General features: G+C 43.6%; 22 protein-coding genes. 14 read left to right on the top strand and 8 right to left on the bottom strand.

The window, feature by feature from the left end; translation table 11 throughout:
- Window positions 1-185 precede the first annotated feature (185 nt).
- Window positions 186-1,109: an aspartate carbamoyltransferase gene (gene pyrB / locus LGZ99_RS05430; protein WP_023045476.1), complete on the top strand. Its 924-nt coding sequence runs from the start codon at window positions 186-188 to the stop codon at window positions 1,107-1,109.
- Window positions 1,110-1,861: 752 nt separating this feature from the next.
- Here the strand turns inward: pyrB and LGZ99_RS05425 are convergent.
- Both LGZ99_RS05425 and LGZ99_RS05420 read right to left on the bottom strand, forming a co-directional pair.
- Complete coding sequence (locus LGZ99_RS05425) at window positions 1,862-2,791, bottom strand: nucleotidyl transferase AbiEii/AbiGii toxin family protein (protein WP_036836755.1); 930 nt, start codon at window positions 2,789-2,791, stop codon at window positions 1,862-1,864.
- Window positions 2,784-3,557: a type IV toxin-antitoxin system AbiEi family antitoxin domain-containing protein gene (locus LGZ99_RS05420; RefSeq protein ID WP_023044256.1), complete on the bottom strand. Its 774-nt coding sequence runs from the start codon at window positions 3,555-3,557 to the stop codon at window positions 2,784-2,786. Before LGZ99_RS05420 ends, LGZ99_RS05425 begins: the two co-directional genes overlap by 8 nt.
- A 238-nt stretch (window positions 3,558-3,795) precedes the next feature.
- Between LGZ99_RS05420 and pyrI the strand changes: the two genes are divergently transcribed.
- The 4 genes from pyrI (at window position 3,796) to nrdG (ending at window position 7,612) form a co-directional block, all read left to right on the top strand.
- Complete coding sequence (pyrI, locus tag LGZ99_RS05415; RefSeq protein WP_021323340.1) at window positions 3,796-4,260, top strand: aspartate carbamoyltransferase regulatory subunit; 465 nt, start codon at window positions 3,796-3,798, stop codon at window positions 4,258-4,260.
- 89 nt (window positions 4,261-4,349) lie between these two features.
- Window positions 4,350-4,736: a 2-iminobutanoate/2-iminopropanoate deaminase gene (gene ridA, locus LGZ99_RS05410; RefSeq protein ID WP_132352963.1), complete on the top strand. Its 387-nt coding sequence runs from the start codon at window positions 4,350-4,352 to the stop codon at window positions 4,734-4,736.
- 255 nt (window positions 4,737-4,991) lie between these two features.
- Window positions 4,992-7,151 carry an anaerobic ribonucleoside-triphosphate reductase gene (gene nrdD / locus LGZ99_RS05405; RefSeq protein WP_023044255.1) on the top strand — a complete coding sequence of 720 codons (2,160 nt, stop codon included), beginning with the start codon at window positions 4,992-4,994 and terminating at the stop codon, window positions 7,149-7,151.
- Window positions 7,148-7,612: an anaerobic ribonucleoside-triphosphate reductase-activating protein gene (nrdG, locus tag LGZ99_RS05400; RefSeq protein WP_023044254.1), complete on the top strand. Its 465-nt coding sequence runs from the start codon at window positions 7,148-7,150 to the stop codon at window positions 7,610-7,612. The genes nrdD and nrdG overlap by 4 nt, the downstream gene beginning before the upstream one ends.
- 2 nt (window positions 7,613-7,614) lie before the next feature.
- Here the strand turns inward: nrdG and LGZ99_RS05395 are convergent, their stop codons facing one another.
- Together LGZ99_RS05395 and bhsA are read right to left on the bottom strand one after the other, a co-directional pair.
- Window positions 7,615-8,046 (bottom strand): YhbP family protein, encoded by a 432-nt coding sequence (locus tag LGZ99_RS05395; protein WP_023044253.1) that lies wholly within the window; start codon window positions 8,044-8,046, stop codon window positions 7,615-7,617.
- A gap of 123 nt (window positions 8,047-8,169) precedes the next feature.
- Window positions 8,170-8,421: a multiple stress resistance protein BhsA gene (gene bhsA / locus LGZ99_RS05390; RefSeq protein ID WP_021323335.1), complete on the bottom strand. Its 252-nt coding sequence runs from the start codon at window positions 8,419-8,421 to the stop codon at window positions 8,170-8,172.
- Between the two features lie 275 nt (window positions 8,422-8,696).
- Here bhsA and LGZ99_RS05385 point away from each other — a divergent pair, with 275 nt between their 5' ends.
- Window positions 8,697-9,011 (top strand): GIY-YIG nuclease family protein, encoded by a 315-nt coding sequence (locus tag LGZ99_RS05385; RefSeq protein ID WP_021323334.1) that lies wholly within the window; start codon window positions 8,697-8,699, stop codon window positions 9,009-9,011.
- Here the strand turns inward: LGZ99_RS05385 and LGZ99_RS05380 are convergent.
- The gene (locus tag LGZ99_RS05380) at window positions 8,980-9,483 is read right to left on the bottom strand and encodes a GNAT family N-acetyltransferase (RefSeq protein WP_021323333.1); all 504 of its coding nucleotides are present in this window, start codon (window positions 9,481-9,483) and stop codon (window positions 8,980-8,982) included. The two genes, LGZ99_RS05385 and LGZ99_RS05380, sit on opposite strands and share 32 nt — an antisense overlap.
- Window positions 9,477-9,824, bottom strand: coding sequence for a ubiquinone anaerobic biosynthesis accessory factor UbiT (gene ubiT, locus LGZ99_RS05375; RefSeq protein WP_021323332.1), 348 nt, complete (start codon window positions 9,822-9,824; stop codon window positions 9,477-9,479). The genes LGZ99_RS05380 and ubiT overlap by 7 nt, the downstream gene beginning before the upstream one ends.
- A gap of 610 nt (window positions 9,825-10,434) precedes the next feature.
- Here ubiT and LGZ99_RS05370 point away from each other — a divergent pair.
- The 7 genes from LGZ99_RS05370 (at window position 10,435) to LGZ99_RS05340 (ending at window position 20,603) form a co-directional block, all read left to right on the top strand.
- Window positions 10,435-11,379 carry a prenyltransferase gene (locus LGZ99_RS05370; RefSeq protein ID WP_046974898.1) on the top strand — a complete coding sequence of 315 codons (945 nt, stop codon included), beginning with the start codon at window positions 10,435-10,437 and terminating at the stop codon, window positions 11,377-11,379.
- A 20-nt stretch (window positions 11,380-11,399) separates the two neighbouring features.
- Window positions 11,400-13,922 carry a hydroxymethylglutaryl-coenzyme A reductase family protein gene (locus LGZ99_RS05365; protein ID WP_051769068.1) on the top strand — a complete coding sequence of 841 codons (2,523 nt, stop codon included), beginning with the start codon at window positions 11,400-11,402 and terminating at the stop codon, window positions 13,920-13,922.
- Between the two features lie 165 nt (window positions 13,923-14,087).
- Window positions 14,088-16,832 carry a phosphoenolpyruvate synthase gene (locus tag LGZ99_RS05360; RefSeq protein WP_051769065.1) on the top strand — a complete coding sequence of 915 codons (2,745 nt, stop codon included), beginning with the start codon at window positions 14,088-14,090 and terminating at the stop codon, window positions 16,830-16,832.
- Window positions 16,825-17,880 (top strand): hypothetical protein, encoded by a 1,056-nt coding sequence (locus LGZ99_RS05355; RefSeq protein WP_036836749.1) that lies wholly within the window; start codon window positions 16,825-16,827, stop codon window positions 17,878-17,880. Before LGZ99_RS05360 ends, LGZ99_RS05355 begins: the two co-directional genes overlap by 8 nt.
- Window positions 17,877-19,451: a fatty acid CoA ligase family protein gene (locus tag LGZ99_RS05350; protein ID WP_036836748.1), complete on the top strand. Its 1,575-nt coding sequence runs from the start codon at window positions 17,877-17,879 to the stop codon at window positions 19,449-19,451. The genes LGZ99_RS05355 and LGZ99_RS05350 overlap by 4 nt, the downstream gene beginning before the upstream one ends.
- Window positions 19,448-20,071, top strand: coding sequence for a CDP-alcohol phosphatidyltransferase family protein (locus LGZ99_RS05345; protein WP_021323326.1), 624 nt, complete (start codon window positions 19,448-19,450; stop codon window positions 20,069-20,071). The genes LGZ99_RS05350 and LGZ99_RS05345 overlap by 4 nt, the downstream gene beginning before the upstream one ends.
- The gene (locus LGZ99_RS05340) at window positions 20,061-20,603 is read left to right on the top strand and encodes a CDP-archaeol synthase (RefSeq protein WP_021323325.1); all 543 of its coding nucleotides are present in this window, start codon (window positions 20,061-20,063) and stop codon (window positions 20,601-20,603) included. Before LGZ99_RS05345 ends, LGZ99_RS05340 begins: the two co-directional genes overlap by 11 nt.
- A 106-nt stretch (window positions 20,604-20,709) precedes the next feature.
- On the opposite strand, the gene LGZ99_RS05335 is transcribed toward LGZ99_RS05340, so the two are convergent.
- A complete protein-coding gene (locus LGZ99_RS05335) occupies window positions 20,710-20,997 on the bottom strand; it encodes a helix-turn-helix domain-containing protein (RefSeq protein WP_021323324.1) in 288 nt (95 codons plus the stop codon).
- Entirely contained in the window at window positions 20,990-21,307 is a 318-nt protein-coding gene (locus LGZ99_RS05330; RefSeq protein ID WP_021323323.1) for a type II toxin-antitoxin system RelE/ParE family toxin, read from the bottom strand. Before LGZ99_RS05330 ends, LGZ99_RS05335 begins: the two co-directional genes overlap by 8 nt.
- A 363-nt stretch (window positions 21,308-21,670) precedes the next feature.
- Between LGZ99_RS05330 and LGZ99_RS05325 the strand changes: the two genes are divergently transcribed.
- Window positions 21,671-22,192, top strand: a complete 522-nt coding sequence (locus LGZ99_RS05325) for a hypothetical protein (protein WP_262978909.1) — start codon at window positions 21,671-21,673, stop codon at window positions 22,190-22,192.
- Window positions 22,193-22,276 lie beyond the last annotated feature (84 nt).

Genomic DNA, 22,276 nt, shown 5'->3' with positions numbered 1-22,276 from the left:
ATGAAAAACAGCACCTCTTTTCATCAAGCTAAAGTACGGGTGCAACTGCCTAAAGGCAGCGAGCAATCATTGTTTTTCCCGTTGCTAAACCAATCATTTAATGCCCCTCATTGAGGGGCTTTTTTTTGCCCGGTAATCAATTGATGATCACCACCCCGGATGTCAGCATTAGAGGAGAGTGAAAAATGGCTAATCCGTTATATCGCAAACATATCATCTCAATAAATGATCTGAGCCGCGAAGATCTGGAATTGGTGTTGCGAACCGCTGCCACACTGAAAACCAGACCACAGCCTGAATTGCTGAAACACAAGGTTATCGCCAGCTGTTTCTTTGAAGCCTCTACTCGTACCCGCCTCTCTTTTGAAACCGCAATCCACCGCCTTGGCGCTTCCGTGGTTGGCTTTTCAGACAGTAGCAACACCTCCTTGGGTAAGAAAGGCGAAACACTGGCAGATACTATTTCCGTTATCAGCCAATATGTTGACGCTATCGTGATGCGCCACCCGCAGGAAGGTTCCCCGCGCCTGGCCTCCGAATTTTCCGGTCATACTCCGATTATCAATGCCGGTGACGGGGCTAACCAACATCCAACTCAAACTTTACTGGATCTGTTCACTATTCAAGAAACTCAGCAACGGCTGGATAGTCTAAATATTGCTATGGTTGGTGACCTGAAATATGGCCGCACGGTTCATTCACTGTCACAAGCGTTGGCGAAATTTAATGGCAACCATTTTTATTTTATCGCCCCGGAAGCATTGGCAATGCCAAATCATATTCTTCATATGCTGAATGAAAAAGGGGCAACTTACAGCCTGCATACCAACATAGAAGAAGTGTTACCGGAACTAGATATCCTTTATATGACTCGAGTGCAAAAAGAGCGCCTTGATCCATCAGAATACGCCAATGTAAAAGCGCAATTTGTTCTGCATGCCGCTGATCTGACAGGTGCGAAAGAAAACCTCAAAATTTTGCATCCATTGCCACGTATTGATGAAATTTCTGTTGATGTGGATAAAACCCCCCATGCCTATTATTTTCAACAGGCGGAAAATGGTATTTATGCCCGTCAGGCATTATTGTCTTTAGTTTTAAATGAATGATTAAAATAAAGAAAGTATTTTTTATATCCATCAATATAACCCGTTATTATTCTCTTTTGAAATAGCGATTAAGAAGTCTGTTTACTCACCTTCGGTATCGAAGACAAACTTAATCTGATACCAAAATACGTCTTGCCCATTCGTGAGCAAGACGACAGTATGCCTGGGCAGTACTAAAAAGTGTGTTCAAAAGCGATTACTTTTGTCTAAGTACTGCCCGGCTCGGTTCTTTAGTACAAAGAATGGCAAATAATATAACCTGATGAGATAAGTTATTAATATTAGTCTCAAAGTATTATAATGAATTTCACATAATTTCTGTAACAATAAAATAAACAATTGCGCCAACATAGTTACCAATCACATATCCTACTGTGCCAATAACCATAATAGGTCCGACTAAGAGCCCATCCCATTAGGGCTATTTTATTTACCACTTTGTCAAAAAGAGCGAATCACTCCTCACGTACTCTGTATACGCCACGATTTTCTGAACACTGCCTATGCTCACTGTTCATTCATAAGAGCAGCCTGCAACAATTACGCCTACTGGGATAGGCTCTTAGAAGGGAATGTACCAAGATATTAGGATTTTTAGGAGAATATACCAACTCATGAATCAGGTATTCCTTCACACTTTTATCAATGGCAGACTCAGTAATCTCGCGTTAAAAGCACACTGACAGTTGCCCACCAGTTTAATTTATATGATATTTGTGGCCTTTTAAGCCACAAATAGTGGAATATACAAACTAATTCAGCCAATTACAGAGCAATGTTACTTTGAGTTTCTCCACAGAAGCGGCCCATTTCTCCGGGTTCTTTTCCTTCAATTGTCGGAGGTTACGTTGTTTCCAACGTATAGCTGGCAGATGCTCAATATTATAGGGGAATAGTCTCCACTCAGGTTCTAACTGCTTATACGATATCAGGAAATCAAAATCTTGCTGAGTGAAATGCCTTTTCAGTTCCGCTAACATCTGCTGTGGAATAGTGTTCAGCTCATCTAATGAAAAATCCTGCCTTGTCATACCCTGAAACTCGGTTTCGAAGATCTTTGTATTGTTTTTCCAGTTTGGATTGAGCAGGTCAGCCATAGGACGATTATGCCCCAGCAAATACGCCAAAAATCCGTAATAAATATCCGATGTGATACTAGTAGAATCCATCAGCATTTTGATATCAAAAAAGTCGCGCGGATGTTGTCGATCCAAAGCAGCGCAGACCTTCCCACCATAGAGATCTGGCCGAGACACAACATTAATAGCAGCAAAACCAAATTCATCCTCAACTCTTTCTGACACTTCAAGTTCACTTGGATTTATCAATAAACCACGCCAAACATGATTCACCTCTATTTTTATCATCGTCTCACGCGAGTAAACGTGGATACGAATCTCTTCTCCCTGGCCCCGCAACTTTTCGGCCCGGATACCAGCTTTTGTATTCAAGTCTGTGACGATGCGATCCAGCGCTTCTGATATGGCCTTAAGGTCAGTAGTACGGTCTGATACCGGTACATAAGCGAGGTCGATATCTACCGATAACCGAGGAAAATCCATTACGAATAGATTGATAGCCGTGCCTCCCTTAAGGGCAAAGCATTTCTCCTTAGCCACCTGCGGCAATGAATTAATCAACAATCTAACTTGTTCTCGATATTGCGAAATATGACTATCCATGAAAACACTCTTTATCTATGAACTTACTGGGAGCAGTTATTTTGTAGGTGGTGTCCAACTTACCTCCTACCTCAACCTGTCGATTGCCCGTACCCAGCTTGATTTCGGTTTCATTAAGACGTGAAGCCCAAATGTGACGGTTATGATGAGCCAGAAAAAGGAACACACGGTTAGTCCGTATCGATTGGCTTGAAGACAAAATCTTTTGTAGTTTTCTCGGACTGAGACTAGATAAACCTTGAAATAGCTCATCAGCATAAGTGAAGGTAATGATCTTAGGCACACTGTTCGCTATCTCATAAGCAGCAAGCTCCATTGAACTCGATTTAATTGTACGCCCAGAAATCATGATATCCGTGAGAAAATCCCCCAGTTCAATATTCAAGCTACGGTCAGATATTGCTGACCACTTAATATTATTAAAATAGTTTAGCCAACCGGGAAGATATGTTCTCGTAGGTAAACATAGCCACACATGGGTTCGACGCAGTTCGAGGTAATGTGAGAAGCCCTGTTGATTCAGGCTTGTTAAACCAGCAACATGAACCTGTGAATTCCATTGTGCCTGAAGGCACTGTACCGCATCCACCCAATCAGGAGTTCGCCCTGTCCGGAAGTAAACACCAAAAGCCAATCTTTCCAACCAGCCATTTTGAACATACTTCCAAGACACACTACGATCAATACCGTGTGCCGACAGCCATGATTGGAGCAAAATTTGGCCTGGAGCAGTATTGTTTAATATCCAGTTTAAAGGTTTAGCCATATGTGGCCTCTTGGTTGACAATTTATGAAATTACTAAACTAAATATAGCACCTTATAGCTATGACAGCTAAAGCCAATGTACAGAATAACCACCGTAGGATGACACTGAATTACCTGCGTCTTATCTGGATAAACAGGATGGCACCACCTAAAATGGAAGACGTGTCGATTCTTAACAATATATCTGGAGGATGAATACAGAAATAGTTGTCACTAAAATGTATTCATACAGAACACTATGAACCAAGATCATCAACTACAAGTCGAAGCCATTAAATGCGGTACGGTGATTGACCATATCCCAGCTCAGGTAGGTTTCAAGTTACTCTCTCTATTTAAGCTGACTGAAACCGATCAGCGCATTACCATCGGCCTGAACCTGCCTTCCAATCAGTTAGGTAAAAAAGATCTCATCAAAATCGAAAACACATTTCTGACAGAACAACAGGCTAATCAGCTTGCTATGTATGCGCCGAATGCAACGGTGAACTGTATTGAAGACTATGAAGTTGTGAAGAAATTGCCAATTAACCTGCCTGAGCGTATTGATAGCGTGTTAGTCTGTCCTAATAGCAATTGCATCAGCCACAATGAGCCGGTAGAAAGCAGTTTTCGGGTCAAAGTCACATTTGAAGATGTGGTATTGACCTGCAAATACTGCGAGAAAGAGTTTGATCGCAATGTGGTGATACTCAGCAAGTAAATAATCGCCAGTTGCTGAGGCAAGTACGGGCACTATAATAGTCCCTTTGGTGAAATATTTATTCAGTTATTACATTAACAGGAGAACCTATGTCATACGAGATTAATACCGAGAAAGCCCCTGCTGCAATTGGCCCATATGTTCAGGGTGTTGATCTGGGCAGTATGGTAATCACTTCCGGTCAGATTCCAGTCAATCCAGAAACAGGTGATGTCGCAGAAGATATCGCTGCCCAGGCTCGTCAATCACTGGAAAACGTTAAAGCCATCGTTGAGAAAGCAGGTCTGACTGTCGGCGACATCGTTAAAACAACTGTTTTCGTTAAAGATCTGAATGACTTTGGCACTGTTAACGCGACTTATGAAGCATTCTTCAAAGAACACAATGCCGCTTTCCCAGCACGTTCCTGTGTTGAAGTAGCCCGTCTGCCAAAAGACGTTAAAATCGAAATCGAAGCTATTGCAGTTCGTAAATAATCCCTATCCATTTCCTATCAACCCTTGGTCAGTTCACCCATTGACCAAGGGTTTTTTACTTTTTCCCGTCTCCCAGATATAGCTTCCTGTTCTTTGTTTTAGATCAAATCAGGTCGTTATTATTTCACTTTAACTTACTACATATTGTGCTTAAATATAAAAAAATAAACCATATATAGCATCACCTCTATTTAAGCTGAATATCAGAACGAGAATGACTTATACCTTTAGATAACATTCTCAAGGAGTTATATTGTGAAAACTGTTGTGATAAAACGAGATGGTCGTCAGGTACCATTTGACGAAATCCGCATCAGAGATGCTGTAAAACAGGCCGCCTCTGCCGCTGGAGTCATAGATGATGAGTACTGTGCCCAGGTTGCATCCGCAGTAACGCAATTAATGGCTGACCATAGGCAAGTTGATATACGAAATATTCAGCACGCGGTAGAAAACCAATTGATGGCAGGCAACTATAAGCACCTTGCCCGTCTCTATATTGAATATCGTCATGACAGGGATCTTGCCCGGGAATCTCGCAGCCGCCTTAATCAGGAAATCAGGGGGTTGGTCGAACAGAGCAATATTTCCCTGCTCAATGAAAACGCGAATAAAAACAGTAAAGTTATTCCGACCCAACGCGATCTGCTGGCAGGAATTGTTGCCAAGCATTATGCCAAACAGCACATGCTGCCGCGTGATGTGGTACTGTCTCATGAAAGAGGTGAAATCCACTATCATGATTTGGACTATGCCCCTTTTTTCCCGATGTTCAACTGTATGCTGATCGACCTGAAAGGCATGTTGACCAACGGGTTCAAGATGGGTAATGCTGAAATAGAGCCCCCCAAATCCATTGCAACCGCAACAGCGGTAACTGCTCAAATTATTGCCCAGGTTGCTAGCCATATTTATGGCGGTACCACGATTAACCGTATAGATGAAATATTGGCGCCATTCGTTAAAGCCAGCTATGACAAACATTTGGCCGTGGCTGAAGAGTGGGATATTGCCGATAAAAAATCTTACGCTGAAACCCAGACAGAAAAAGAGTGTTACGACGCTTTCCAGTCACTGGAATATGAAGTTAATACACTGCATACCGCCAACGGACAGACACCGTTTGTCACTTTTGGCTTTGGTCTGGGTACTTCAAAAGAGTGCCACCTAATCCAACAATCTATTCTGCGTAACCGTATTGCCGGGTTAGGCAAGAACCACAAAACAGCGGTATTTCCCAAACTGGTATTTGCTATCCGTGATGGCCTGAATCATAAGTTTGGTGACCCCAACTACGATATCAAACAACTGGCTCTAAAATGTGCCAGCAAGCGAATGTATCCTGATATTCTTAACTACGATCAGGTTGTTAAAGTCACTGGTTCCTTTAAAACCCCAATGGGCTGCCGCAGTTTCCTCAGTATTTATGAAGAAAATGGTGAGCAAATTCATGAAGGCCGCAATAATTTGGGAGTTATCAGTTTAAACCTGCCTCGGATTGCTATCGAAGCTAGACGAGATGAAAAACATTTTTGGCGATTGCTGGATAAGCGTCTGGCACTGGCAAAACAAGCATTGATGACTCGTATTGCCCGTCTGGAAGATGTCAAAGCACGGGTCGCTCCAATCCTTTATATGGAAGGAGCTTGCGGGGTTCGCCTGAAAGTCGATGATAATATCGCTGAAATCTTTAAACATGGCCGGGCCTCTATCTCTCTGGGCTATATTGGCATTCATGAAACTATTAACGCATTGTATGGCAATCAGATTCATCTATTTGATGACCAGCAATTACGTGTAAAAGCTCTCGCAATTGTTAGCCATCTGCGAAAAGCAACTGATCAATGGAAAAAAGAGACGGGTTATGGTTTTAGCCTGTACAGCACACCAAGTGAAAATCTGTGTGATCGTTTCTGCCGCCTTGATGCTGCTGAATTTGGTGTTATCGAAGGGGTGACAGACAAAGGCTATTACACCAACAGTTTCCATCTTGACGTTGAAAAGAAGGCCAATCCTTACGATAAACTGGATTTTGAAGCATCTTATCCACCACTGACAAACGGCGGTTTTATCTGTTACGGCGAATATCCTAATCTGCAACATAATTTGAAAGCACTGGAAGATGTCTGGGATTACAGCTACTTACACATTCCTTATTACGGGACCAATACCCCGATTGACGAGTGCTATGACTGCGGATTTACCGGTGAATTCTCCTGCACCAGTAAAGGGTTTACCTGCCCCCGTTGCGGCAATCATACCCCCTCTAGGGTATCGGTAACCCGCCGTGTCTGCGGTTATCTGGGAAGTCCTGACGCTCGCCCCTTCAATTCAGGCAAGCAAGAAGAGGTAAAACGCAGAGTAAAACATCTGACAAATGGGCAATTAGATGCATTCAGGCAGGCTAAAAAATGAATTACCACCAATATTACCCAGTTGATGTGGTTAACGGTCCCGGAACCCGCTGTACGCTGTTTGTCGCAGGATGCGAGCACCAATGCCCCGGCTGCTATAACAAAAACACCTGGCGAACAAACTCCGGCCAACTATTTACTCAGGAAATGGCAGACCATATTGTCGCTGATTTACAGGATAGCCGCATTAAACGACAAGGGCTGTCTCTGTCTGGCGGCGATCCTCTTCATCCATACAACATATCCGTGATCCTGAAACTGGTACAACGGGTCACGGCAGAGTGCCCTGAAAAGGATATCTGGCTGTGGACCGGCTGTTTGCTAAGTGAACTCAGCCAAGCCCAACAAGAAGTTGTTAGCTATATTAATGTGCTGGTAGATGGTAAGTTTATCCAGAATCTTTATGATCCCGGCTTATTATGGCGCGGTAGCCGCAACCAGATTATTCATCGGCTGAGATAATTTTATCGCTGCCAGCAGATTTTCTTACCAAATCCCAGCGTGTTATCAGTCATTTTTATTTCACTGAGATTCAGTTGCCAAACAGGTGTTTTAGCCGCAATTGCCACAGGAAAGCGGCGGCAATAACGTGCTCTGGCAGCTTTATCTTCTTCTCCTTCCAGACGAATGACTTCTCCTTTGAACTGAATACCTTTTATCTGCACGATATTACGAATCTGCCCGGCAACAGTACCTGCCACCTGTGAGTTTATCTGCATCATTTCACCATGACGGGTATGGGATTCAGTCATAAACCAAAAGGCTATTTTCTCGGCATCGAAAACATAGAAACAACTTGCACACCAGATATCATTTTCTGTTGTTGTGCAAAGCGTGAAGACATGCTGTCTTGCGAGGTATTGGCGGATAATCTGAAAGTTTTCAGTGGTATTCACACTCCCTCCAATGGGAGGATTTTATTAGCCTGGAAACCCAGGACCACGCCGGGATAAACATCATCCTGCGGCGTGTTCTGACATCTCCCGACAAAGTCAGAGTTCAGTGTGTTCTACTATAAATTAGTTATAGATTTCAGCAACACCTGACAATTGGTTCTTACCATTAGTAGATATGATACGGAAAGAAGATGCACCGGCTTTGTCAGCTTTTTTGGACAATTCGGCACTCAAACTTTCCAAGGTATCAGCACCGGTTACAGAAACCACGCCAACCTTGGCGGATGAAGTAGTTTGAACTTCTGTTGCTGCCATACCACCAAAAGAGATAGCACTTAAAGCCAAAGCAGCAGCAATATATTTTACGTTTTTCATAACATGATCCTTGATCAATTTTTAATGGAATGAGTTACTCTCTGTGATGTGGATCATAGTATGATCTAACGGCCAGAATAAAAATTAGCAATTATTGCTATTTTATTTCAATTTTTTTGAACAAAAAATACGATATATAGGAATTTGATATGTAACAAATTTTAATAAAACTGTTATATTATAATGACTTAAACTAAGTTATTCGGAAAAATAATATAGAAAAAACGTCTTAGTAAAATATAAATATCAAAAATAAAAAATTAAGAAAAAGTTATATGGCTAAAAATCAATGGGTTCTTTACTTGCTGAAAACGAAGGCAGGAATGCTGTACACAGGGATAACGACAGACATCAACCGCCGTTTTGCACAACATGTAAAAGGTAAAGGAGCAAAAGCACTGAGAGGGAAAGGGCCATTACAACTGGTTTTCAACAGTTATGCCGGAGACAGAGCCAGTGCCTCACGATTGGAATATCAGGTAAAGCAATTAAGTAAACAGCAAAAAGAGAGGCTGGTTATTTGCCAGCCCACCTGTATAGCAAAATATTTGGCATCAATCAGAAACAGTCAAAATGGGGAGAATAAGTAACCAGCCCAGTATAATCAGCCAAGGAACTGTCAGCTAATTCATATACCTGAAAATAGGGCTCACACGTTGGCCACTTACAATGTAACTGGTGCTCACTGGCAAGCGTAAAACCAAACCGGCGATAATAGTGCGGATCACCTAAAACAACGACTACGCCGTAACCAAATTCATTCAGGCTATCCAGACCTTCATAAACGAGTTTTTCACCAATCCCCTGCCGGCGATATTCTTCAGAAACCGCTAACGGCGCTAAACCAACCCATTGATGATCCTTACCATTAATATCTACCGGACTGAATGCCACATAACCAATGACCTGACCTTCTTCATCCGTAGCAACCATACCCAACGTGAGTAATCCATCTTCCCGTAATTGCTGTACCAATTCCGCTTCTGCCGGGGTATCAAAAGATTCCCGCAGTAACTGATCTATTCCCGCTGCATCTACTGGAATTTCTACCCTGATCAACATGATAATCGCGCATGTTCTGCGCCCTCCGGTAAACTGACTTTAATAAACTCAACCAACCGCAATAAACCGGTACGAAGAGCGGTAGGCATAGACTTCAGTGCTATCGCATCTACCCAATTTCCAACATACAACCCTGATTCTGTATCTCCTGTAATACACAAACGACAGCAACTCAAGAAAGACAAAATATCCCGTTCTTCTTTGCGGGTAGCTATTAAAATCAGACTATTGGCTTCGCCGATAAAATTAACCTCTCTCTGCTGATGCTGGCTGACAGCTAAATGATTATCACGGACAGTAGTAAACCAGCGCAGATTAAGATCGCGGATTTTTCCTAACACAGCTCAAACTCCTTACTTGATAAAGTAGCATAGCTATTCAACCAGAATATATTGGTATTTCTCCGATCCTACATCAAGAATCCAATACAGAACCAGTTGTAAATTGTACCTTTCAACTATTGAGGTAATATCCGCCTATAAACTGCTCTAAATCAAAACATCTCACCATTAAGTTAATTACAATTATTAACTATTATTACTTTATTCCAGTATTTTATATAGAACAGACTTGCCCCACAAAAAGCTTATTTATGTGGAGCATAGTTGCTGTAGATAACGGGGTAGATGTCATTTATATCGGACCGACACATGACATCAAGGCCCATTATTTTTCAATCCAAAAAATCAAAAACATCAGACAAACATACAGTTATGAAAGAAAATGTAAACATAAGTTGCATACTGATATTCAAATTTACACGTCCTGATTATAGCGGATTGCAAATTTTTGGCTTAACGTATGGCGCTAGTCGACACGTATTTCTTACGGCTACCGGCTAAAAAGCACGTATAGACTTTATTAAGATTTACTTTTGGATTTATTATCCTTGGATTGGATTGTTACAAACGTATATTAGTTTAATCTTTATACAATAAATAGGAATGACGTATGGAAGGCCAAGAGATCTATTCAAAATTCATTGGTAAGAGGATAAAGCTATGGATGGATGAGCGTTTCCCGCTACAAAATGCACCGCTTTTCTTTATTTTTTATATCATCAGCTATTCCGTAGCTTTTTATTCAATAGGGGAAAAGCCTGTTTTGTCATGGGAAATCCTGCTCGGTTGCCTGATGGCCTTCTCCTATTTTTTACTATTACGGATATTCGATGAGCATAAGGATTATCAACTGGATTGTGAACACCACCCACAGCGGATCTTACAGCGCGGTATTATTACGCTGAAAAATCTACGGGTACTCGGTATCTGCTGTATCGCATTGCAATTGGGTGGAAGTCTATTTTTAGATCGAGGCGTTGGCTCGGTCACTTTTGCCTGGCTATTAGTCTTTATCTGGACTTGCCTTATGGGGAAAGAGTTCTTTATCAGTGAATGGTTAAACCAGCACCTCACTTGGTACGCCATTTCCCATATGCTGGTAATGCCGCTCATTATCTGGTGGTTGGGCAATATCGCCAGCCCTAACGTCGCACTCACTTTCCCAATATGGGTTTTAATGGGATTGTGCTTTTTCTCTGGATTCAGTTTCGAAATTACGCGCAAATGTAAAGGTCCGGATGAAGAGCGTCTGGAAATACCGACTTATTCATCTATTTTCGGCAGAAAAATAGCCGTTGCTATTATCGCATCACTACTCACCGTAATGTTGGCGTTACAGATTTGGCTAATCAATATCACCACTGATGGTATAGCGTTATGGGCGTTAATTATCTTGGTCGTTTGTTATGCATTATGTCTATGGCAATTAGGCAAATTCCTTCATCGCCCCACTATCCAGAATCGCAAACGCGATGAGGCTGTAGTGGGAATATTTATGGTACTGGGTTACTCAGTTTGCACTGCCAGCATCTTAATAAAGCTTGGGTTTGCTTAGGTATTAAAGGAAATATAGTTATGTTGCAAAAAGAAATCCAATCATGCGTATTTGATGTCTCAGATAATACCACTGCTCACATAAAAAACTGTGCGCGAGATTCTATTCTCGAATTATCACATGACATATTCAGCATTAAACACCAAGAAGCATCTGCCGTCCGCACAGAAGCAACCCAAGCAGAATTATTGCCCCGCCGCCACCTCTATACATATACCGAGGAAGCCCGGCAAAAGCGCCTGGATTATCTGGCAAAACATACTGGGCATCCACTGGAACACGTAGCCGCTACCCATTTGGATGCGACAAAACTAACAAAAACCATTGAGGGATTTATTGGTTCAATAGAAATCCCGGTGGGGATCGCCGGCCCGCTCTTGATAAAGGGACAATACGCTCAAGGGGTATATTATGCACCGCTCGCCACCACAGAAGGTGCTTTAATTGCGTCGATATCCCGTGGCTCCTTCGCCATTATGCAATCAGGCGGCACCACTACCCGTGTGCTCGGCCAACGCATGATACGAGCCCCCCGTTTTGAATTTCACAGCGTAGCACACAGCGTCATGTTCAGTGATTGGATTAACGAGCATCTCAGCGAAATACGACATGAAATTGGCCGCCACTCCAAACATGCGCGATTACTGGAAATAAAACCTCAAATCATTGGGCGCAGCGTCCATTTGCAGTTCATCTACAATACAGCGGCAGCAGCAGGCCAAAATATGACTACCGTCTGCACCTGGTATGCATGCCAATGGATCCAACAACAACTCGCCAAGATGGCGTTTATACCACTGCGCCACTTTATAATAGATGGTAATACTTCCGGCGATAAAAAAGTGTCTTATAAAACGTTTATTGAAGGACGTGGGACACGTGTCGTCGCCGAGGTTTATCTCAGTGCTGAATCCTGTCAGCAAATCCTGAGAGTCACTCCGAAACAACTTGTCACGGCTTATCATCATATCTGCGAGGGGGCTATCGCCTCAGGGATGATCGGCGTAAATATTAATGCAGCAAATGTTATCGCCGGTATGTTTACTGCCCTCGGTCAAGACATCGCCTGTGTGCATGAATCATCAGTCGCGCATTTACACATGACATTAACTGCCGATAACCGAGTCTATTGCAGTGTCACACTACCCTCGCTAATCGTAGGAACAGTCGGTGGCGGAACCTATTTACCACACCAACGTGAATGTCTGAATATGCTGGGCTGCACCGATGAAAACGGCACTGCCCGCCTGGCTGAAATCATCGCCAGTTATTGCCTGGCTCTTGATATTTCAACACTGTCAGCTGTTGCAGCGGATGAGTTTGCCCAATCACATGAAAGACTTGGCCGCAACCGCACACCCCACACTAGCAGTATTATTCCGCACACCCTACAGGAGCTTGATCTGTCATTTTTCCAGCAGGCAAACTTTAATCCTGTGTTACAGGGAGCTTACCTGACCACGATCAAACCTGAATTTTCTGACAATGATGAGGACAGCTTGCTGACACATCTGAGTTCGAATTATGCGGAACGTTTAATTGGTTTATTTCCCTTTGCGATGACGACATCCGCACAACGTACTCTGCCAGTGATGCTGAAACTGAAACCTTTGGGGAGTGAGATCGTTAAAATGGTCTTGGATATTGCCAAGCACTGTTCCCCTGAATTATTTGCTGTTTTCCAAGATTTTGCCCACCAGCTTGAATTTCACCAAAGTCATAGCCGTGAGCTGGCTATTATGAATCAGCAAAATCCACAGTTGATGCGCTATATCCCCGTTATCTATGGTGTGATTGAAAATGAGGCAACCGGAACTTATGCCCTGATTGAAGAATTACTCCAGGATATGGTGCTAATGAACAATATTAACCTGGAAACACCGTGGGAACAGCACCATCTTGAAACCGCTATCAGAGGGGTAGCCGATATTCACTCCATCTGGTTAGGGCGGGAAGGAGAGCTTATGTGGAAATTTCCACAACTGCAAATTCCTGACGCCGATACCGTTTCACAAATGAAGCCCCTGTGGCAAAAACTAGGCAATTTTATTCACCAGGCATTCCCTGAGTTGTTCACCGCCGAGGAACAACAAGACTTTCAGCACTGGGTAGATAATGCCGCCACCTGGTGGCAAGAAATCGAACAAATGCCCAGGACGTTGATCCACGGGGATTTCAACCCACGGAATATTGCCTTCCGGCAGCAGGAAGAAGGATTGCGTTTATGCGCCTGGGATTGGGAATTGTCTACTTTGCATCTGCCACAGCGCGACCTTGCTGAATTACTGGCCTTTAGTTTAGACCAGCATAGCGATGCGGACAGTGTGGCCTATTATATTGAACTGCACCGGGTCGAACTTGAACAAAAATCGGGAATTTCTCTCGATCCAATCAGTTGGCGACGTGGCTATGAGCTCGCATTACGTGATTTATGGATGAGAAGAATACCGCTTTATATGATGGCGCATAATGTCGTTGGCTATCCATTTATGGAACGCACAATGAAAACTATCCGCTGGCTTATTTCATTAACGCGGAACTAATAGTAACCCAAATAAATTATTTAATTTACTCTCCCTCTAAAATAAGGGTGCAGCAATAGTTTGTAATACATTCGTGTCTTATTGATTGACCTACGCCAATATTATTACGCGCAGATAGGGCCATGATATAGGCAAGGTGTACTATTGCTGCATTGGTGGAACAACATGAAATATCTCTATACTCAAGATAGCGCTATTGAATTAGCAGAACATTCCTTAGGCGGTAAAGCGGCTAATTTATTATGGCTTACGCAAAACGGTTTCCCTGTGCCTGATTATTGGATCATCAGCAGCGAGGTGCTGAACAGTTTATTAATCAACGATACGTTTGCGATTAACATTGTGGAACAATTAGCCGCCGTGCCACATGATATTAGCCAGGAAAAACTCGACGCCATCGCCGCCCCTTTGCGCCAATGGCTACAGTCAATTCCGTTGCCTGCTGAGTTAGAAGAAGAATTAGCTCTTTTGTCAGAGAATTTCCCGGATGCGTTTTTTGCTGTTCGCTCATCAGCTATCGGTGAAGATGCAGCCAACGCGTCCTTCGCCGGACAGATGGACAGCTATCTGTTTCAGCGTGGCAAATCTGCCCTTGCCGACAGCTTACGCGCCGTGATGGCCTCAGCCTTTAATACCCGCGCGTTACAATATCGTTTACACAAACAGCTGCCGATGGGCAATATCCGTAGCGCTGTCATCATTCAGAATATGATTGCCGGTGAAGTTTCTGGTGTCATGTTTACTGCACATCCAGTGACCGGCAGCAGACAACATTGCCTCATCTCATCCGCCTGGGGCACAGGAGAAGGTGTGGTTTCCGGCGAATGTGATACCGATGAATTTTCCGTTCATCTCACCACGCCTGAAATCGAACACCATATTACGCAAAAAGAGACAGCCAGTGTTTTCGATACCATCCGCGGCGGCGGTACGGTAACGATACCCGTCGTGGAAGAAAAACAGTGGGAACCGACTTTACCTGATAGCGAAATCTATGCATTGCGGGATATTGGCAAAAAAATCGCCGCGGCACGGGGATGTCCACAAGATATTGAGTGGACGATTCAAAACCACCAAATCTTTATTCTACAGACCCGGCCAATTACCCGGTTGCCCCGTCAGGATGATAAAAGCGAACGCCATATTATTTTCGATAATTCCAATATTCAGGAATCTTATTGTGGAATAACAACGCCGCTGACTTTCTCTTTTGCCCGCGCAGGTTATGCCACTGTTTATGAACAGACAATACGTGCCTTAGGTTGTTCGGATAAACAAGTTAATCAGCATCGTTCCATGTTGGAAAACATGCTCGGTTTAATTAAAGGCAGAATCTATTACAACATCAACAATTGGTACAAAGGGCTATTATTACTGCCCTCTTTCCAAACCAATAAAAAAGATATGGAAAGAATGATGGGGCTGGAAGACCCGGTTGATTTTATTGAAGATAAAACACCCTCACTGGGCGATAAAATAAAAAAACTTCCAAAGATGGGGTGGGCACTCCTGCGCTTGCTATATGCTTTCAGAACGATGGATCAGCGGGTAGAACTCTTCTTAGACCAGTTTAAACAACATGCCGCCGCAATAAAACGAACTGAATTGCACACCTGCAACAGCAGCCAACTGATCGAGAAATTAAAATATCTGGATGAACATCTGCTACAACGCTGGACGACGCCTATCCTGAATGACTTTTACGTGATGATGTTCAATGGCCGGGTACACCGGGGACTGACCGCCGCGGGTATTGAAAATTCATCCGCATTATTAGGCGATCTTCTCTCCGGGGATGAAGATATAGAAAGCACCCAGCCAACTAAAGTGTTGTTGAAAATGTGCCAATACGCACGCCAGAATTCAGAATTATGCACCCTGCTAACACACGGCGATGCACGTACCCTATTAACTCAGGTACGCAAACTCGATGCGTCCTTCCACCAACAGTGCATTGATTATATTGAAAAATATGGCGATCGCACTATGGGTGAGCTGAAGCTGGAAACCATTACGCTAAAACAAGATCCCAGTTTTCTATTTCTGATAATAAAAAACTACCTTGCGATCGATACCCTCACACCAGAAACCTTGTCCAGCCGGGAAAGAAAATTGCGTACTCAGGCTGAAAACACGGCATTTCAGCAAATACGCGAGCAACTTGGTTCCAGGCGTATGGAAGCCTTCAAAAAAAATCTGCGTAAATTACGTCAGGCGATACGCCACCGGGAAAATATGCGCTTCACCCGAACCCGTATGTTTGGGCTATACCGGGATATTTTCATACAGCTCGGCCAAGCATATGCATTAGAAGGACTCCTCGCAGAACCCCGCGATATTTTCTATCTAACGCTAGAGGAAATTTACAGCAGTTACGAAGGAACAGCGGTGCAGACCCAGCTTAAGCCTTTAGTCGCTATACGCCAACAGGAATACGCCAGCTACGAAACAGAGGATGAACCTGCTCACCACTTCTTTATCAGAGGCTCACTGTATCAACAACAAGATTACAGCTATCCCTATCAGGAACAACAGGCGCCAACCGATAGCGGGATGCTACAGGGCATAGGCTGTTATCCAGGGGTAGTTGAAACGACTATCCGCTTAATTAAAAACCCACAGGATGAGATGTCATTGGCAGGGCAGATCCTTTGTACCGTCCGTACCGATCCCGGTTGGGCGCCACTATTCCCTACCGCAGGCGGGTTATTGATCGAACGCGGTTCCACCCTCTCGCATTCTGCCGTTGTCGCTCGTGAACTGGGGATCCCCGCCATTGTCGGCATTCCCGCAATCACCCAAATTTTAAAAGATGGCGATCGGGTACGTATGGATGGTGCAACCGGGAGTGTTATCCGCTTGCACGACACCACTACAGAAGAATTACCTGCAAGGAGCGAACATGTCTGACATCTTCATGGGCGAATGGTCCCCGGCCAATCCACTGCCTGAAAGTTTTCTCGATCTTCCGGCAACAATCTATCGTGACTGGCCGCTCTGGCCTGGCGAAGATCGGGAGAAGGTACAACAACAGTTCAGTCTGGAAAATCCCTGGTTTAATCACAGCAAAGCCTGGATTGGCTGTATTCCGGGGAAAACCCGTCTTGCCGGTTTTTTAGTGCCCCATGCTGTTGATGGTCAATCCGCCGCGTTTTTCGGTTTTTGGGAAACCGATAATGATATGGCAAGCAACACCATGCTGTTTAGTGCTCTGGAACAGTGGGCTAAGAAAAATGGCGCACACAATCTCTACGGGCCGATTAACTTTTCGACCTTCGGGCATTACCGCGTCCGGCTTGATCATTTTGATGTACCACCCTTTGAGCATGAACCTTACAACCCGCCTTATTACTCTCTATTGTTAGAAGGGTTGGGGTTTAGTATCCGTTACAACTACGCCTCGATATTCGACGATACCCAGGCAGTAGCAAACAACTTTCGGCTGGACTATCAGCGCGGGCAAAGGCTCCCTGAGGCGCAGGCGACATTACTGCCGCTAACGCCGGAATTATGGATGCAGGAACAGGTTAGATTATATTCCTTCATTGATTCGGTCTTCGGCGAGAATTTCGCTTACACCACACCGTACTGGACAATATTTCAACAGTATTGCGGTGAGGAGTTTATTAAACCTTTTTGCCATTACCCTGCATCATTCCTGGCGAAAACCAACAGCGGTGAGATTGCCGGGTTAATTCTTAGCTTATCCGTGAACCAAAAAGGTCAGCCCGCTATAGGCTTGTTGAAAACTGTAGCAGTTGCACCGCAATACCGGGGAAGTCGGCTATATCACGCGCTGTATCACTCATATCAGCAAAGTGCCAGCCGCATTCATCCCTACCTGGGGGGTGCCCTGATGCGTGAAGATAATAAATCGTTAAAGACCGCAGAACGGCTTTTCAATACACCCGCTGCCACCAGACACCAATATGCGCTTTATCACAGGAGGCTCGCATGACAAATATTTGTCAGCCAATTGTCGATGTGGCCCAAAAACACCCTGAGCATTTAGCCCTGCAAGCACCACACGGCAGTAGTTTAAGTTTTCGGGAATTTTTTTCTCATGCATCCCACTTCCAGCATCTGTTAACCCAAGCCGGGTTCGTGGCCGGCGATCGCTTATTAGTGATTGTTCAGCCAGGCTTAGTACTTTACCCATTGCTTATCGCCATTCTGGGATTGGGGCTGGTTCCGGTTATGCTTGAGCGGGGACTTTCCAGAAAACAACTCAGGGAGACGCTACGGCACAGTAAATTATCGGCGGTTATCACCCAACCTGCGTTAGGAAAATTCTGGTTTCTGATCCCCGAACTGTGGCGACTGCGCCGTTTTGTTATCGGACAGCCTATCTGGGGCATGAAAATACTGGAAGCGCCCAGCCAACATTCATCAATGAATAACTTTATCTGCCGGGACTTACCGCCGGATACGACTGGATTAATTACTTTTACCTCTGGTTCTACCGGTATGCCTAAAGGTGCAAACCGTACACATGACAGCCTGTTAGCACAACTTTATGCCATAAAAGCGATTTTTTCCGGTGAAAAGAACGAGATAGACCTGCACAGTTTCCCCGTCATGGTGCTGCATTCATTGTGTTGCGGCAACAGCAGTATTCTGCCTGATTTTGATTTTGCCCATCCTGCAACTGTTGATGCGCAGAAGATCGTCGGGCAGCTGCAAGATGAGGGCATCACCTGCCTCAGCGGCGCACCCGCTTATATGAGCAAAGTCACTGGTTATGCCAGAAATAAGGGATTGTCATTCCCCAATGTGCGGACTGTCATCGTGGGCGGTGCGCCTGCCAATAAGGAACTGCTTGAAAACTGCCAGGCAGTCTTCCCACATGCTCTGTGTCTGGTGGTCTATGGCTCCACCGAGGTCGAACCGATCAGTACGGTCGAAATGACAACACAATTAAATCACTGGGCAACGCATGATGGTTATCTGGTCGGGAAACCCGTCGCACAAGCGGAAATATGTATCAGAGAGATAACCGCTAATCCCCAGCAAATTACTCCGCTGGCTACCGGTGATATAGGTGAAATTCTGGTTGCCGGGCCTCATGTGCTCAAAGACTATGTTGATAATCCTCAAGCAACGAAAGAAAACAAACTCCCGCGTAAACAGGGAGGGATCTGGCACTGTACCGGTGATGTTGGCTACCTGGATACCGTAGGACAGCTCTGGTTGCTTGGACGGGTAAAAGACAAGGTGCTGTTAGATGATGGACGCATCATCCATCCCTATTTAGTAGAAAAAAGGATCAATGAACTGTCAAACGTCACACGGAACGCATTTGTGTTGCATCCTTTGGGTGGAGCCGCGCTGATATTGGAAAGCACCACCCTGCCGACAGGTTTATCCGCCATTTTAGACGAACTGGATCTCACTCTGGTCACCCAGATTTATTATGCCAATCCTATTCCCGTCGACATTCGCCATAACAGCAAAATAAACCGCATCGCACTGATAAATATGCTCAGGAAAGGCCAATTATCCTCCTTTCCATACAAGGAAAAATTATGAACAGTAACCATTTCATCATCCAGCTAAACAGAGCGGACTATATCACTATTGGCGGAGCCGTATTTAGCGCTCTCTCTGTGGCAGCCGCATTACAGCATTGGCACTATCTGGCCATTGCGTTCTTATATCTTGCCATGCTTGGCGACGCACTCGATGGTATTCTGGCTAGGAACTTAAATATTGTTCGCCCTTTTGGCCGTTATCTTGATGGATTTATGGATCAACTTATTTACCTGATCTCACCGTCCATCATCCTATACCTTTCCGGTTATCAATCCTGGTATTCGCTGTTTATTATCTTAATGATAATCAGCGGTTGTCTGCGATTATCCGTATTTAATGAAGTCGGAAATATTCAGGATGAAGATCGACTCTCCTATCTTGGTATGCCCGTATTCTGGAGCTTATTTATTGTCAGTGGTTACGCTTTGGTAGGTTTGGTGGCAACGCCGGGGCTGACCCATCTTTTACTGACATTAGCGCTCCTTGCATTCAGTATTGCCATGCTATGGGATCGCCCGTTTTATAAATTCAAACATCTCAGTACTATCGTCAGTACAACACTTGCAGGGTTTGTTTTATTTACAGGTCTTCATTTCTGGAGTCTCTATGTTCAATAGTTTTTATCACGCGGGGATTTTACTTATCCCCGTTATCCTTGGTGGTTGTTTACACATGGTGATTGTTACGAAAAACTATTTTTCCTGCTGGGCTATCCCGGTACACCAACGTTATTTCGGTTACAACAAGACCTGGCGTGGTTTTATCGCTGTACCCATTATTACCGCGCTATTTTCACCGCTGTGGTTAATACTCTGTACCGAAACACAGGACACCATTATTCCACGGACGATTGGTTCCTGCTTATTTACCGGGTTTCTGGCAGGTTTAGGTTACGTTCTTTTCGAATTGCCAAACTCCTGGTTGAAAAGGAGACTCGGCGCACCACCGGGACAACATCCGAAGCAAAATAAGCAGCTGTTTATTTTATTCGATCAGCTCGATTCTGCTATTGGTATTACAATGGCCTATTTTATTTGCCTTAACCTTACTTATATTGATGCGTTTTTCATTTTTCTCTGGTTTTTAATCAGCGCTTTTATCGTTAAAAATATGTTGTTTTTACTTTCGCTGAAAAAAACGAGATTTTAGGTGGGAATACCGCAGAAAAATGGCTTCCTTTTGGAAGCCATTTTAGGGCATACCAGATAAGTGTGCCTCTGCGTGTTATCACCAACAGAACACGCATTTTACAACATTATTTCGTAGTCAAAGATAATTCAACTCCACATGCAGCAGCATAACGTTTAAGTGTGTGCCAGCTAGCTCTCGTTACATTCTTCTCAATCCGGGTAACTGCGGACGGGTTAATTCCCATCCGTTTAGCCACATCTACTTTTTTTAGACCTGCCTTTTCCCGCCATTCAGTGAGCTGTTCTAGCAACTCATATTCTTCTGTGGCCTCAGCATAGGCTTGCAGAGCTTCCGGTGTATTAAGAAGACGTTTTCTCACTTCCGAATGTGAGATAGGAGTTACTTTAGCCATGTGTCATATCCTCCAGTCGTTTCAGCGCTAACTCTATTTCAGGTGGTGGAGTTTTATCTCCTTTTTTCACAAAGCATCGTAAGATGTAAATCCGCTTCCCCTTTTGGAACACAAATAGCGTCCTCGCGATGTCTGAACCCGAAGCCCGTAATTCAAATAAACTATCCCGAACGGGTCTTGTTAACGGGTAGCGTAGCCCGTTGCCACGTTGCTCTAATTGGTCCAGTAATCTTGCCATCTTACCCCGAAGCGCACCCGGTAAGTCTTCTACTTCCTCAGCAGCTTCCGGATGATACAAAAGTTCAAACATCTTTCAACCTCCTTCAACTGGGTTAAAATTAACTTATACGTGAAATTTATGCAAACGATAAGTTAATTTATAGAGCAAAGATTTCGGTTTTCCATACAGGAATCAGCTACAAGTACCAGAACAATCCGTTTTATTAGTGATGACTTTGATGTATCACGGATAGTATCTCATATCAGTGAAGTTGACCGCGTCTTACAGGCACATCGCAAAGCTATCATTGATTCTGTTATGATTTTAAAAGAACCAGATGATATTTAATGGTAAGCACAGATGCTGATTATTAATGTAGTTAATTGCAATTTTATTCAGAATTGACTACTCTAGATTTTATCTATCAGGCTGAATTAATAAATAAAAAATTACATGAGCATAAAAGTAGAAAATATCTATACCATTCTATCCAACCATTTCTCTCTTAAATTAAAACAAATCATGAATTTTGCACAAACTGGATATTTGTTCGAAGAGTGGATTAATTGGGAAATATTTACTGCATTTGAGAAGAAAGACTTCAAAATATATCCTAGACCAACCTATAACAGATATTTTCATAACAAAAACACTAGAATACAAGGCGATATCCTCTGTGAAAAAGATAACGAACAAATATTTATCGAGGTAGGGTTAATACACACTTATACAAAGAATAAATGGTTAAAAAAGCTTACTAAGGATCGCGATAAACTCAAAAATCAGACTCCTTCAAGTAACAAGAATATACGAAAAGTTCAGCTTATCATTTCATGTTCTACCTGCGAAAAGAACCTTAAAGAGAATTGGTTACCTTGGTATAATAATCTTAATTTTTGGAATCAACCTGCCCAAGAAATAATATTGAATCAAGGAGTTAATGGTGAAGCATTTATAAAAATCTGGGATGTATGACATCAAAATCCAATGAAAAGGAAACCATAGACAAAGCGTAACTAAGCGATATTTCAATGGAATTGAATCAGATTACAAAGGAAG

Source organism: Photorhabdus temperata, assembly GCF_025384845.1.
GTDB lineage: Bacteria > Pseudomonadota > Gammaproteobacteria > Enterobacterales > Enterobacteriaceae > Photorhabdus > Photorhabdus temperata.
Note: the sequence above shows the minus strand (reverse complement) of the source record. Positions and strands in the feature narration are given on the sequence as shown.